Genomic DNA, 13,824 nt, shown 5'->3' on the forward strand with positions numbered 1-13,824 from the left:
CCCAACCCCAAACCCCAACTCAAACCACCGGAAAAACAATCCGAAACGCAGCCCCCCCCATCGGCGAATCCCCCAACATCAACTTCGCGTTATAGCTCTCAATAATATCCTTCACCACCGCCAACCCAATCCCCTGCCCCGGATGCTGCCGATCCAGCCGCTCACCACGCTCAAGAATCCGCGCCCGCTGATCCGCCGGCACACCCGGCCCATCATCCTCAACACACAACTCAACCCCGGTCAGGCTCTCCCGCACACTGATGCGCACCTCACCCAGACAAAGCCGATAAGCGTTCTCCAGCAAATTCCCCATCATCTCCAGCAAAGCGCCCTGCTCGATCGGCACGTAACAATGCTCCGGCAAATCAAACGCCACCCGCACACGCTTGTCGCGATACACCTTGTCCAACGTATCGCACAGACTTTGCAACACCGGACGCAACCGCACCTGATGCCGCACCAGCCCACTTTTGCGCAAACTCGCCCGCTGCAACTGATAACTGATCTGCTGACTCATGCGCTCAATCTGACTCTGCAGAACCCAGGCCTGATCGACGTCTTCAGGCCGTTGAGCCATGTCCTCACTGACGCCTTGCAACACCGCCAACGGCGTTTTCAGGCTGTGCGCCAAATCATCCAGCGAGTCGCGATAACGGCTGCGCTGCTGCCGTTCGCTAAGCAGCAACCGGTTAAGCGAACCCGTCAGACGCAGCAGTTCGCGCGGGTGTTGTTCGGTGAGACTTTCGCGGGCGCCGGTCTCGATTTCGTCGAGTTCCTGACTGAGTTGGCGCAAGGCTTTCAGGCCCCAGGTCAGGCCGATCCACAACAAAGCCAGCAGCACCAGCAAGGCTGCGCCGAAGCCCAGATACAGGTTTTCGCGCAGGCCTTGAAGGGTGGTTTCGTACTCGCGCACCGGTTGCAGGGCGACGATGCTGAACGCCGCACTTTTGCCGCCGAGCAGTTTGACTTCAACGTCGTAGACGAAGAACTCCTGACCATTGGCTTCGCGTATCCGCGCGAACTCATTGCCGAGTCCGTCGTAACGCGGCTTGTAGTTGATCTGTTCTTCCTGGGTGGCTTTGGAGCGCCACACCAGATGCCCTTCACGGTCGTAGATGTAACCGAGCAAACGGAAGTCGGTGAGGTTGAAACGCTCATCGGGCAACTGCGACGGCATCATCAGTCGCCCGTTTTCAACGCGCGCGGCAGAGATCAGCGTGGTGACGTCCGAGGCCAGGCGTTGCTCGATCGAATCCTGCAAGGCAAGGCTGAATGCGCCCTGCATCGCTGGCAGCAAGGCGAGCATGAACAACACCGCCAACGTGGTGGCGGCGAGCATCAGCCGAACGCGAAGGGAACGAATCAAGTGCAGCGCTCATTGAACAGGTAACCGAGGCCACGCACGGTGTCGATCGGCTTGAACCCGGCCGGGCCTTCGAGTTTGCGGCGCAAGCGGCCGACCAGCACTTCGATCACATTTGGATCGCGCTCGTCGTCGTCCGGATAGAGCTGCTCCATCAAGCGATCCTTGGGCACCACTTGCTGGTGATGGCGCATCAGGTATTCGAGGATGCGGTATTCGTAGGCGGTCAGCGCCAGCGGTTGCTCATCGAGGCTCGCCTGTTTGCGATTGAGATCAAGCAACAGCGGGCCGGCAACGATGGTCGACTGGGTGAAGCCGCTGGAACGGCGCAGCAAGGCATTCAGGCGCGCGTCGAGCTCTTCGAACTGGAACGGTTTGACCACGTAATCATCGGCACCGGCGGCGAGGCCTTCGACCTTGTCCTGCCAGTTGCCGCGCGCGGTGAGGATCAGGATCGGAAAGGTCTTGCCGCCTGAACGCAACTGACGAATCAGGTCGAGACCGCCCATGCCCGGCAGACCGAGATCAATCACCGCCAGATCAAAGTTGAACTGGCCGGTCTGGTACAGCGCCTCTTCGGCATTGGCCACGGACTCGACCACGTGGCCGCTCTCCGTCAGGCGGGTTTGCAGGTGATGGCGCAACAGCGCTTCATCTTCGACGACCAATAGTTTCATGACGCTCTCCCGGGTAAATCAAATGCTCCAGACAACTTGTGTGGGAGCTAGCCTGCTGGCGATAGCGATTTGACAGCCGACAATATGATCGGCTGTCAGGACGCTATCGCCAGCAGGCTAGCTCCCACAGGGTGCAGAAGGCGAACTTCCTTAGAAAAAGTAGTTGGCCGACAAGTACGTCTGCGCGCTGCTGGTCAGGTCCAGCGAGCCTTGCTTGCTGCCACCGCGTTCGCTCATCTCGGTGCTGGCATTGCTGCGCAGGTAACGGTAACCGAGTTCCACCGAGGTGTTTTGCGAAACTTGCTGCATCACACCGAACTGGCCGCCGACTGCATAACCGATGTCGCTGTCACGGCTAAAGCCTGGGGATTCCTGAGTCAGCTTGGTCAGACCCGCCGTTGCGCCGCCGAACAGTTTGGTGCTGCTGCCCACCGGGTAGAACAGATCGTAGCTGCCCAGCAGGTTTTCCTGACGCAGTTTAATGCCATTGTGCGAACCGGACACATTGTCGTAGGTGGCGTAGTAGCGACCTTGCGAGTTTTGCTGACCGACGCGCACGCCGTAGGTGTTGTTGCCGTCGATCGCGCCGGTGGCGTTCGGGTGATCAAGGTTATCGTTCAGTGCGTGGGACTTTTTGATCTTGTCGCTCGTCTGGCCGAAAGTCAGGCCAGCGAAGTTGGAAGTGGTGTCGGCATGGGCCGCGATGCTGGCGCTCATTACAGTAAATGCCAGCAGCAGTTTGTTTAAACGAGTCATGGTATTTCCTCTTTCACAGTGCTGTTTGGGTATGGCGCAAGGTTACTGACCCTCCCCTGTACCGCCCCTGAACGCTCTCTGAACCTGACCTGAACCAAATCGACTAGGCTGTTTTGACCACTTATCAATAAGGAGACCGACCATGCGCCTGTTCCTCGCCCTCACGTTACTGGCCGTCAGCAGCCTCACCCAGGCTGCGATCAAGACTGAAGAAATCCCCTACCAGAGCGCCGACGGCACGAAGCTGATCGGTTACTACGCCTACGACGACGCCATCAAGGGCAAGCGCCCGGGGATTGTCGTGGTGCATGAATGGTGGGGCCTGAACGATTACGCCAAGCGCCGCGCGCGGGATCTGGCCGAACTCGGCTACAGCGCGCTGGCGATCGATATGTACGGCGAAGGCAAGAACACCGAGCACCCGAAAGATGCGATGGCGTTCATGCAGGCAGCGACTGCAGACGCGGCGGCCGCCAGCAAACGTTTCGAAGCAGGGTTGGATTTGCTGAAGAAACAACCGCAGACCGACGTCAGCAAACTTGCGGCCATCGGCTACTGTTTCGGCGGCGCGGTGGTGTTGAACGCGGCGCGTCAGGGTGTGCCGTTGGCGGGCGTGGTGAGTTTCCACGGCGCACTGGCAACCAAAACCCCGGCCACGCCTGGCAGTGTGAAAGCGAAAGTTCTGGTGGAACATGGCGCGCTCGACAGCATGGTCACACCTGACGCCGTTACCGCGTTCAAGGCGGAAATGGGCAAGGCTGGCGCTGACTATAAGTTTGTCAGCCTGGAGGGTGCCAAGCATGGCTTCAGCAATCCGGATGCTGATCGCTTGAGTCATGGCGAGCACGGTGGCCCGGATATCGGCTACAACAAGGCCGCCGACGAAAAATCCTGGGCGGACATGAAAGCGTTCTTCAAGAAGATCTTCAACTGATCGCATCCCCCCCCTGTAGGAGCTGCCGAAGGCTGCGATCTTTTGACTTTGATTGCAAAAAAACAAGATCAAAAGATCGCAGCCTTCGGCAGCTCCTACATTGATATGCACTACCCAGCTCTTGTGCTAACCGGCAAAATGCCCGCCATGAATCCAACTCCAACCCTCCCCGCCTGTTGCACCCAGCTCGACGCCCACTGGCCGTTGCCGACGGTGTTGCCCGACACGGTGCTGCTCAGCACGCATTTCGATCCGTCACAGCTGCTTGGCGATGACTTCCAGCGCAGCGCCATCGAGCCGCCGCCGAGTATTCAGCGTTCGGTGGCCAAGCGGCAGGCGGAGTTTCTCGCCGGGCGCATCTGTGCCCGCGCGGCATTGCAGCAACTTCAGGGCAGCGGCGTGGTTCCGCCCATTGGCGAGGATCGCGCGCCGGTGTGGCCGGCGCACATCTGCGGCTCGATCACCCACAGCACCGGCCGCGCGGCGGCGATTGTCGCCAACAAGCAGCATTGGCGCGGTTTGGGCATGGACCTGGAAAATTTGCTCAACCGCGAACGCGCCGAGCGCCTGGCCGGAGAAATTCTGACCGCGCCGGAAATGCAGCGCATGGCTGCAGCGTCGCCGGATCAATTGGCCCTGTGGGTGACACTGACGTTTTCGGTGAAAGAAAGTTTGTTCAAGGCGCTCTATCCGATCGTGCAGAAGCGCTTTTACTTCGAGCACGCCGAAGTGCTGGAGTGGACCGAGGCGGGATCGGTCCGGTTGCGTTTGTTGACCGATTTGTCGGGCGAGTGGCGCAACGGAACAGAGCTGGATGCCCAGTTCGGGGTGCAGGATGGACAGTTATTGAGCCTGGTCAGCATTCCTGCCTGAACCTTTGCGTTGCCTGAATAGGCCCTATCGCGAGCAGGCTCACTCCTACAAGGGAAACGCATTCCAAATGTAGGAGTGAGCCTGCTCGCGATGGGACCAGCACTGCCGCCACCGGAATCAGCGCCGTTCCTGGTTGCGCGGCCAACTCAGGCTAAAGCAAGCCCCACCCAGGCTCTTGCTCTTGCCAATGATCGCCCGGCCGTCATGCCAGTGGATGATCCGCCGCACAATCGATAACCCCAAACCATGCCCGCCTGACGCCCGAGTGCGACTGTCATCCAGACGAAGGAATGGCGTAAATATCCGCTCCCACGCCACCTCCGGCACACCCGGCCCGTCATCTTCGATGTCGACCCGACAACGCAATTGCCCGACCTGATAACTCACCGTGACCTTCGAGTGCGCGTGGCGCATCGCGTTACCCACCAGATTCTGCAGGGCGCGGTGCAGATACCGAGGCTCAGCCTCGACCCAGGCATCATCATTGTCGGCAGCCGACAGGCACAACCCACGCTGCACCGTGACCTCGGCGCGCAACGGCGCCAGCTCTTCGATCACCTGATTGACCAGTGCATCGAGGTCAATGCGCTGAAACGTCAGCGCCGGCGAACCCTGCTCCAGCCGCGCGTAAGTGAGCATTTCGTCGACCAGCTTATCGAGGTCCTCGATGTCGTGATCCATGCCCTCCCGGTACTTTTCCAGTGCTTGCGGGGTGGTCGCCGAGCCGATCATCTCCAGGCCGAAACGCAGGCGCGCCACCGGCGTGCGCAATTCGTGAGACACCGCGCGCACCAGTTCACGCTGGATCGCCAGCAATTGCTGCAAGTGCTCGGCCATGCCATTGAACGCCGAAGCCAGTCGCCCGACCGAGTCGGCACCGCGCGCCGGCACGCGGGTTTCCAGGCTGCCCTTGGCGATGCGCGTGGCCGCTGCTTCGAGACCGCGCAAACGCCGCTCCAACTGACGCACCAATAAATAAACAATGAGGCCGATCAAACTCAGACCGAGCGCGGCGATCAGCACCAGCCACTCCGGCGGATACGGATTCATCTGATACAACGGGCCGATTTCCAGCACCCATGGCGTGCCGACCATGCCGGCAAAGACACGGATCGAATCGCCGCCCTTGCCCAGCGCCATCACCGTATCGCCCTCGGACACGCGCCGGCTCTGGTCTTCGTCCATGTCGGCGTCATTGATCGTGACCAGCCGCAGGTCAAAACCAAAACCCTTGTCTTTCTTTATCTGCGCCAGCCGTTTCGGTTGCTCGGCCACTGGCACGCGCACCAACTCATCAGCCAGCAGGTAAATCGTCGCCCGGGCCAGTTGCTCGCTGATCTGCTGCACCTCGCCGGTGAGGACGAGTTGTTCCTTGTCGCTGACCAGTCGATAGACCTTCGCCGCGTGCGGCCCGGTCTGCTCGACCAGCGCCAGACCGCGCTGCACCCGGGCGCGCTGAGACAGATCGAGATCGGTTTCGGCAAATTTCTTCAGCGCCAGCGGAATCCCCAGCAGTCGCTCCCACACCAGCAGCGCACGATGGCGCTCGGTTTCGTTCATCGGTTGCAGGTTGTCGGCCATCAGCGAGAACGTGCCATGGGCCAGACGCTCGCGATATTGTTCGCTGCGCACCTGATTGAGCAGGTGCAGCGCCAGCACACCGAGCACCGCCACCAGAATCAGCGCTGCGCACATGCCGCCGTAGATGCGCAGAAAGATCGAATTCACAGCGTCAGGTCCACGCAGGCTTCAGGGACAAACAGATAGCCTTTGCTGCGGATGGTCTTGATCAGGCGCGGGTGATCGGGGTCATCGCCGATTTTCGGGCGGATGCGCGAGATACGCACATCGATCGAACGGTCCTGGCCGTCGTAACCGATGCCACGCAGCGCAGTGAAGATTTCCTCCCGCGACAGGATGCGCCCGGCGTTGGACACCAGCAGCCAGAGCAGGTCGAATTCGGCGCTGGTCAGCTCGATGCCGTTGTCGCTCAGCCAGGCCTCGCGCAAGGCGTTGTCCACCACCAGCGGGCCGAATTGCAGGCGACGGCTTTTTTCCGCGCTCGGCTCGGGTGTGTCACTGCGTCGCAGCAATGCCTGAATGCGTGCCAGCAGCAGTCGCGGACGCACCGGTTTGCACACGTAATCGTCGGCGCCGAGGTCGAGCCCCTGGATCTGGTCGGCATCGTCGGTGCGCGCGGTCAGCATCAGGATGGGCCCGTCATAACGGTCGCGCACCTTGCGGCAGATAGTCAGGCCATCTTCACCGGGGAGCATCAGATCGAGGATCACCAGATCCGGCTGCTCGGTGATGATCCGCGCCGCCGCCAGCGCGCCGTTGCCTTCGATTTCCACGCGCAATCCATTGGCTTGCAGGTAGTCCCGAGTGAGTTCGGCCAGACGTTGATCATCCTCGACTATCAATATCTGAAAGGCTTGTTGCTCCACCGGTGACCTCTGCTTGCTGTTTTTATTAATAGAAGGGATGGCTTCGAATCAGACTCTGCAGGAGCTGCAGCACGCTGCGCTGTTTTGATCTGGTTTTTTACAATCAAAAGATCGCAGCCTTCGGCAGCTCCTACAAAAGCATGTGGAATATCCACGATCATCCCGTTCATTTGTCATGTTTTTGGAGGATAAGAATGCCTGCGCGTGAGCCGATTGTATAAACGGCGTACAGCCAGAACACAAGTCGGTAAATGCGTTCGGACAAGGTCAGCTTTTGTGATAGGGTTCGCGCCCTTAAAAAACCGCTGAAGCGATTTTGTCGGCGGAAAAACAGTGACAAACGGTCTAGGTCAGCAGGTTCGCGGCCTACACGGGAATTCCAGGTTTCTTACACAATTTACGCACAGGTTTATCCACAGCCCGTACGTTGCAACCCCCCTTAAAACGCATTATCTTGTAGCACGGCGAAAACAGAGACCCTACATGTAGGGTTTTCACCTAAAAAGCCCAACCACATTTCAGAGCTGAAACTCAAGCGATTTATGGCCAGTTTCAGCTTGAACACAGCAAGTTTTTCGAAGACCAGACCGCACTCGCGGATGGCACCGTTTTTATAGCTCCGAACGGGCAAAACGGTATGGGTGTTGCAGTCATAACTGTCACCTGAAAGGAATCCGGTTCGAGCATGTGCTCGCAACCAAAAACTTCGGCAAGGATGCGGCGTCGTAGCCTTTTTCCTACTGCTCCGAAGTTGTGAATGCCGACTCTCGTCGGTTGTAGTGCTTCGGGACAGAACGGTGAGCACCATGATGGTGCCCAAACAAACATAGAGAATGTGGAGACAATCCCTCATGCAAACCGACACAACTCGCGAGAACCCGCAGGGCACCTTGCCGCAGGCCGCCGATTCGAATTCGGATCTGGCAGCCACCGCGCCTGGTCAACTGCGCGTGATCAAGCGTAATGGCACTGTCGTTCCTTACACCGATGACAAGATCACCGTCGCTATCACCAAAGCGTTTCTCGCAGTTGAGGGCGGCACCGCTGCCGCTTCGTCGCGAATCCACGACACCGTTGCCCGCCTGACCGAACAGGTCACCGCGACCTTCAAGCGTCGCATGCCTTCGGGCGGCACCATCCACATCGAAGAAATCCAGGACCAGGTTGAACTGGCCCTGATGCGTGCCGGTGAGCAGAAAGTCGCTCGCGACTACGTGATCTACCGCGACGGTCGTTCGAAAGAACGCGCTGCCCACGCCCCGGCCGAAGAAGCCGTCAACGCGCATCCGTCGATCCGCATCACCCGTGCCGACGGCAGCCTGGCGCCGCTGGACATGGGTCGCCTGAACACCATCGTCACCGAAGCCTGCGAAGGCCTGGCTGAAGTCGACGGCGACCTGATCCAGCGCGAAACCCTGAAAAACCTGTACGACGGCGTGGCCCTGACCGACGTCAACACCGCTCTGGTGATGACCGCACGTACGCTGGTCGAGCGCGAGCCGAACTACTCGTTCGTGACCGCCCGCCTGCTGATGGACACCCTGCGTGCCGAAGGCCTGAACTTCCTGGAAGTGACCGAGAGCGCCACTCACCACGAAATGGCCGACCTGTACGCCAAGGCCCTGCCGGCTTACATCGCCAAAGGTATCGAGTTCGAACTGCTGAACCCTGTGCTGGCCACCTTCGACCTGGAAAAACTGGGCAAGGCGATCAACCACGAGCGCGATCAGCAATTCACCTATCTGGGCCTGCAGACCCTGTACGACCGTTACTTCATCCACAAGGATGGCGTGCGTTTCGAACTGCCGCAGATCTTCTTCATGCGCGTGGCCATGGGCCTGGCGATCGAAGAGAAGAACAAAGAAGACCGTGCGATCGAGTTCTACAACCTGCTGTCCTCGTTCGACTACATGGCTTCGACTCCGACCCTGTTCAACGCCGGTACCCTGCGTCCTCAGCTGTCGAGCTGCTACCTGACCACCGTGCCGGATGACCTGTCGGGCATTTACCACGCGATTCACGACAACGCCATGTTGTCGAAATTTGCTGGCGGCCTGGGCAACGACTGGACCCCGGTCCGTGCGCTGGGTTCGTACATCAAAGGTACCAACGGCAAGTCGCAAGGCGTGGTTCCGTTCCTCAAAGTCGTGAACGACACCGCTGTAGCCGTTAACCAGGGTGGCAAGCGCAAAGGCGCTGTGTGTGCTTACCTGGAAACCTGGCACATGGACATCGAGGAGTTCATCGAACTCCGCAAGAACACCGGTGATGATCGTCGTCGTACCCACGACATGAACACTGCCAACTGGATCCCTGACCTGTTCATGAAGCGCGTCTTCGATGACGGCCCGTGGACCCTGTTCTCGCCATCCGAAGTACCGGATCTGCACGACCTGACCGGCAAGGCTTTCGAAGAGCGTTACGAGTACTACGAAGCGCTGTCCCAGTACCCAGGCAAGATCAAGCTGTTCAAGACCATCCAGGCCAAAGACCTGTGGCGCAAAATGCTGTCCATGCTCTTCGAAACCGGCCACCCATGGCTGACCTTCAAAGACCCGTGCAACCTGCGTAGCCCGCAGCAGCACGTCGGCGTGGTTCACAGCTCGAACCTGTGCACCGAGATCACCTTGAACACCAACAAGGACGAGATCGCGGTCTGCAACCTGGGCTCGATCAACCTGCCGAACCACATCGTCGACGGCAAGCTGGACACCGTTAAACTGCAACGCACCGTGAACACCGCCGTGCGCATGCTCGATAACGTGATCGACATCAACTACTACTCGGTACCGCAGGCGAAGAACTCCAACTTCCGCCACCGTCCGGTGGGTCTGGGCATCATGGGCTTCCAGGACGCTTTGTACCTGCAGCACATCGCCTACGGCTCCGACGCTGCCGTCGAGTTCGCCGACAAGTCGATGGAAGCGGTCAGCTACTACGCCATCCAGGCCTCTTGCGACCTGGCTGACGAGCGCGGCGCTTACGAGACGTTCCAGGGTTCGCTGTGGTCCAAAGGCATTCTGCCGCTGGATTCGCAACAGATCCTGATCGAACAACGTGGCCAGAAGTACATCGACGTTGACCTGAACGAATCCCTGGACTGGGCACCGGTTCGCGCCCGTGTACAGAAAGGCATTCGTAACTCCAACATCATGGCCATCGCACCGACCGCAACCATCGCCAACATCACTGGCGTATCGCAGTCGATCGAACCGACCTACCAGAACCTGTATGTGAAATCGAACCTGTCGGGCGAATTCACCGTGATCAACCCGTACCTGGTTCGCGACCTCAAGGCGCGCGGTCTGTGGGACTCGGTCATGATCAACGACCTGAAGTACTACGACGGTTCGGTTCAGCAGATCGAGCGCATCCCGCAAGAGCTCAAAGAGCTCTACGCAACTGCGTTCGAAGTGGACACCAAGTGGATCGTTGACGCGGCCAGCCGTCGTCAGAAGTGGATCGACCAGGCCCAGTCGCTGAACCTGTACATCGCCGGCGCATCGGGCAAGAAGCTGGACGTCACCTACCGCATGGCTTGGTACCGTGGTCTGAAAACCACTTACTACCTCCGTGCCCTGGCCGCGACCAGCACCGAGAAGTCGACCATCAACACCGGCAAGCTGAACGCTGTTTCCAGCGGCGGCAACCACGGTGATGATTCGGTCCTGGCGGCTCCTGCCGGTCCTGCTCCAGTGCCGAAGGCTTGCGCGATTGACGAGCCGGATTGCGAAGCTTGCCAATAAGCTGAGCTGAATCAGGCGTTGCGAAACGCCTGATACTTCCAGGCAAAAGAAAACCCCCGACAGACTTTTGGTTTGTCGGGGGTTTTGTTTTTTGGGGTTGGGGCATCGCCTTCGCTCGGCTTGCCGAAGGGGCGAAAGATCAAAAGCCCCTCACCCTAACCCTCTCCCGGAGGGAGAGGGGACTGACCGCGGTGATTGGGAGAGATATACCGAGGTGAGTACCGAGTCGAGTTCAAGCTCTGAATAGCCCACAAGTCCGCTCCCTCCTCCTCGGGAGATGGCCGAACGTGAGGGCACAGACCTTTGGTTACTTTGGACTGGGCCGGCACTCCGGCGCTTGCCAAAGTGGCCCCGACGTCAGGGCGCAACCTTAAGCAGCGATCACCGCAACAACGGATATCCCCCCGCCCCCAAAAACGCCATCCACAAAAAAGCCCCTCAAAAAGAGGGGCTCCCTGTACAGCCAATACCCAGAATCAAGCCATCTGAATAATGGTCTGCATAATCGTGCTCTGAGTCGAAATCGTTTTCGCGTTCGCCTGATAGTTCGATTGACCCTTGATCAGATCAACCAGCTCATTGGTCAGGTTAACGTTCGACTCTTCCAGAGAGTTGGACTGAATGGAACCCAGAGTACCGGTTTCCGGAGCGTCGTAACCCGGGATACCCGAAGCAAAGGTTTCTTTCCAGCTAGTACCACCAACAGCCTGCAGACCCTGCTCGTTGGTGAAGCTGGCCAGCGCAACCTGGCCGATGGCCTTGTTCTGATTGTTGCTGAAGTTGGCGAACAGAGTACCAGTGCCGTCGATGGTCAGGTTTGTGATCTGGCCAGTGGCGTAACCATCCTGAGTCGGAATCGTACGCGAGTTGTCCGCGTTGTACTGGGTAGTCTTGGCCATCGAAATGGTCACACCAGCCGGGTTGGCAGCTGCGCCGTTGGGCGTAAAGACACCGTTGGTCACCGTGCCCGGCCTCCAGCTTTTCAGCGTCAGGTCGCTGCTGATGATCGGATCGGCTGGATCTGCCGGGTTTGGTGTGCTGACCTGAGTCAACTTGCCTGCAGAGTCAAAGGTCAGGGTCGATGCCACTGGCGGAGTGGTTTTTGGATCGCTACCCGTTGCATCCGGGTTACGACCGTCAACCAACGTGTATACCTTCCAGGTGTTTTCGCCCGTCTTCACCACATACTGATCCATGTCGTGTTTGTTGCCCTGCGTATCATAGATCGGGGTGCTGAACGACTTGGTGTAGGTCTCGACCTTGGACGGATCGAATATGACGGCGTTGGCGCCAGTATCAACGATCACGGGGGACGAAGAGTTCAGGTTGATGCTCGATCCCACGGCCGAAGTCGACTTCGGTGCCAGGTTCGAGGTGTCGATTTTCAGGTCGGTCAACACACCGTTGATAACCTTGCCGTTGGCATCCACGCCGTAACCTTGCAGGCGCGAGGTGTAATCGGTGTTGGTGATGAAACCGGCGTCGTCGACCTTGAATGTACCGGCACGGGTATAGGAGATCGAGCCGTTATTGCTCATGGTGAAGAAACCCGAGCCGTTGATGCCCATGTCCAACACGTTGCCGGTGTTGCTGATGTCACCCTGGGTGAACTGCTGCGAAACGTTGGCCAGGCGCACACCGTTACCGATGACCTTGCTGCCGGTGCCCAGTTTGGTCGCCGAGTAGACGTCTTCAAACTCTGCACGGGAAGATTTGAAACCGGCAGTCGCGACGTTGGCGATGTTGTTGCCGGTCACGTCCAGTTGTTTGTTGGCTGCATAGAGACCGCTAAGGCCGATATTGAAAGACATATTCCACTCCTTTGTGCCGGTTAGTCGGCTCTATATACCAATGGTTTGTACTTTGGACAGGGCGACGCTGCCCTTGCCGGCCAGGTTGAGCATCAGCTCGCCGCCGGTCTGGCTGATCGTCACGCTGTTGACGGTGGCCGGCAGGTAAGTTGCCAGGTCCGTCGCGGCGCCGTTGATCGGTGCGTTGGCCTTGAAGGTGTAAGTACCGACGGGCACCACGGTGCCGCTGGTGTCCTTGCCATCCCACGTGAAACTGGCGGCGCCAGCGGCGCGGCTACCCAGGTCGATGGTGCGAACCGTTTTGCCGTCCTTGTCGGTGATCGTCACGGTGCCTTCCGCGATGGACGATGGCACGGTTACCGAACCAGTCATGCCTTTGGTCGGGTCGTCGAGCTGTGCGGTATTGGTCTGCACAATCACGTTGCGGCCAACCAGAGACGACGCCTGCAACGCTTGCGACGAGTTGTAGTTGCCGGCCAGCCCGCTAACGGTGCTGTTGAGCGTGGTAATGCCTTCCAGGCTGCTGAACTGCGCCAACTGCGCAACGAATGCGCTGTTGTCCTGCGGATCGAGCGGGTTCTGGTTTTTCAGCTGGGTGACCAGCAGCTGCAGGAACGCATCCTTGCCCAGGGCTTGACCGCCGGTGGCGCTGTTGGTGGCCGAAGCAATGCCACCAGTGGTCGAACTGGTGCTCTTCGAAGAGTTCGCCAGGATGTCGTTCATGCTGAGGCCGCTGGTGGTATCGGTAACGCTCATGACAGTCGCCCCTTATTACTGACCGAGGGTCAGTACCTTCTGCATCATGGTTTTGGCGGTGTTCATCATTTCGGCGTTGGTCTGGAAGGACCGGCTCGCGGAGATCATGTCAGCCATCTCTTCCACCACGTTGACGTTCGGGTAGTAGACGTAGCCCTTGCCATCGGCAGCCGGATGGTTCGGCTCGTAGCGCGCTTCGAGGTTGCTCTGGTCTTCGACCACGCCGAGCACCTGCACACCTTGACCAGCAGCGTCCTGGTTCTGGAACAGCGAGTTGCTGCCGCCGCTCTGGCCGCCCTGGAACATGGTGGCGAATACCGGGTGACGGGCACGGTAGGTCTGGTCGATGCTCGACGAGACGGTTTCGGCGTTGGCGATGTTCGATGCCACGGTGTTCAGACGCGTGGTTTGTGCGCTCATGCCGCTGCCGGCAATGTTGAAAACGCTGGACAGGGACATGG

At 59.0% G+C, this 13,824-nt stretch carries 11 protein-coding genes; 3 read left to right on the forward strand and 8 right to left on the reverse strand.

The window, feature by feature from the left end:
* Window positions 1–19: 19 nt before the first annotated feature.
* The 3 genes from ACA061_RS19770 to ACA061_RS19780 form a co-directional block, all read right to left on the reverse strand.
* The gene (locus ACA061_RS19770; protein ID WP_497299889.1) at window positions 20–1,366 is read right to left on the reverse strand and encodes an ATP-binding protein; all 1,347 of its coding nucleotides are present in this window, start codon (window positions 1,364–1,366) and stop codon (window positions 20–22) included.
* Window positions 1,363–2,040, reverse strand: coding sequence for a response regulator transcription factor (locus ACA061_RS19775; RefSeq protein WP_042560510.1), 678 nt, complete (start codon window positions 2,038–2,040; stop codon window positions 1,363–1,365). The genes ACA061_RS19770 and ACA061_RS19775 overlap by 4 nt, the downstream gene beginning before the upstream one ends.
* A gap of 150 nt (window positions 2,041–2,190) precedes the next feature.
* Entirely contained in the window at window positions 2,191–2,796 is a 606-nt protein-coding gene (locus tag ACA061_RS19780) for a porin family protein (RefSeq protein WP_150604253.1), read from the reverse strand.
* Window positions 2,797–2,938: 142 nt separating this feature from the next.
* Between ACA061_RS19780 and ACA061_RS19785 the strand changes: the two genes are divergently transcribed.
* Both ACA061_RS19785 and ACA061_RS19790 read left to right on the forward strand, forming a co-directional pair.
* Complete coding sequence (locus ACA061_RS19785; RefSeq protein WP_497299890.1) at window positions 2,939–3,730, forward strand: dienelactone hydrolase family protein; 792 nt, start codon at window positions 2,939–2,941, stop codon at window positions 3,728–3,730.
* 147 nt (window positions 3,731–3,877) lie between these two features.
* Entirely contained in the window at window positions 3,878–4,603 is a 726-nt protein-coding gene (locus ACA061_RS19790; protein ID WP_497299891.1) for a 4'-phosphopantetheinyl transferase family protein, read from the forward strand.
* A 117-nt stretch (window positions 4,604–4,720) separates the two neighbouring features.
* Here the strand turns inward: ACA061_RS19790 and ACA061_RS19795 are convergent, their stop codons facing one another.
* Both ACA061_RS19795 and ACA061_RS19800 read right to left on the reverse strand, forming a co-directional pair.
* On the reverse strand, window positions 4,721–6,331 hold the full coding sequence (locus tag ACA061_RS19795) for an ATP-binding protein (RefSeq protein WP_150616068.1): 1,611 nt from the start codon (window positions 6,329–6,331) through the stop codon (window positions 4,721–4,723).
* Entirely contained in the window at window positions 6,328–7,050 is a 723-nt protein-coding gene (locus ACA061_RS19800) for a response regulator (protein WP_150597780.1), read from the reverse strand. Before ACA061_RS19800 ends, ACA061_RS19795 begins: the two co-directional genes overlap by 4 nt.
* Before the next feature lie 851 nt (window positions 7,051–7,901).
* On the opposite strand from ACA061_RS19800, the gene ACA061_RS19805 reads away from it, so the two are divergent.
* Complete coding sequence (locus ACA061_RS19805) at window positions 7,902–10,796, forward strand: ribonucleoside-diphosphate reductase subunit alpha (RefSeq protein WP_497299892.1); 2,895 nt, start codon at window positions 7,902–7,904, stop codon at window positions 10,794–10,796.
* Window positions 10,797–11,272: 476 nt separating this feature from the next.
* Here ACA061_RS19805 and flgE read toward each other — a convergent pair whose 3' ends face one another.
* The 3 genes from flgE to flgC are packed head-to-tail and all read right to left on the reverse strand — an operon-like array spanning window position 11,273 to window position 13,822.
* Complete coding sequence (flgE, locus tag ACA061_RS19810) at window positions 11,273–12,607, reverse strand: flagellar hook protein FlgE (RefSeq protein WP_210554071.1); 1,335 nt, start codon at window positions 12,605–12,607, stop codon at window positions 11,273–11,275.
* A 30-nt stretch (window positions 12,608–12,637) separates the two neighbouring features.
* The gene (gene flgD / locus ACA061_RS19815; RefSeq protein ID WP_150616071.1) at window positions 12,638–13,363 is read right to left on the reverse strand and encodes a flagellar hook assembly protein FlgD; all 726 of its coding nucleotides are present in this window, start codon (window positions 13,361–13,363) and stop codon (window positions 12,638–12,640) included.
* Between the two features lie 15 nt (window positions 13,364–13,378).
* Window positions 13,379–13,822 carry a flagellar basal body rod protein FlgC gene (flgC, locus tag ACA061_RS19820; RefSeq protein ID WP_042560519.1) on the reverse strand — a complete coding sequence of 148 codons (444 nt, stop codon included), beginning with the start codon at window positions 13,820–13,822 and terminating at the stop codon, window positions 13,379–13,381.
* Between the last annotated feature and the right edge of the window lie 2 nt (window positions 13,823–13,824).

Source organism: Pseudomonas sp. LBUM1668, assembly GCF_059695715.1.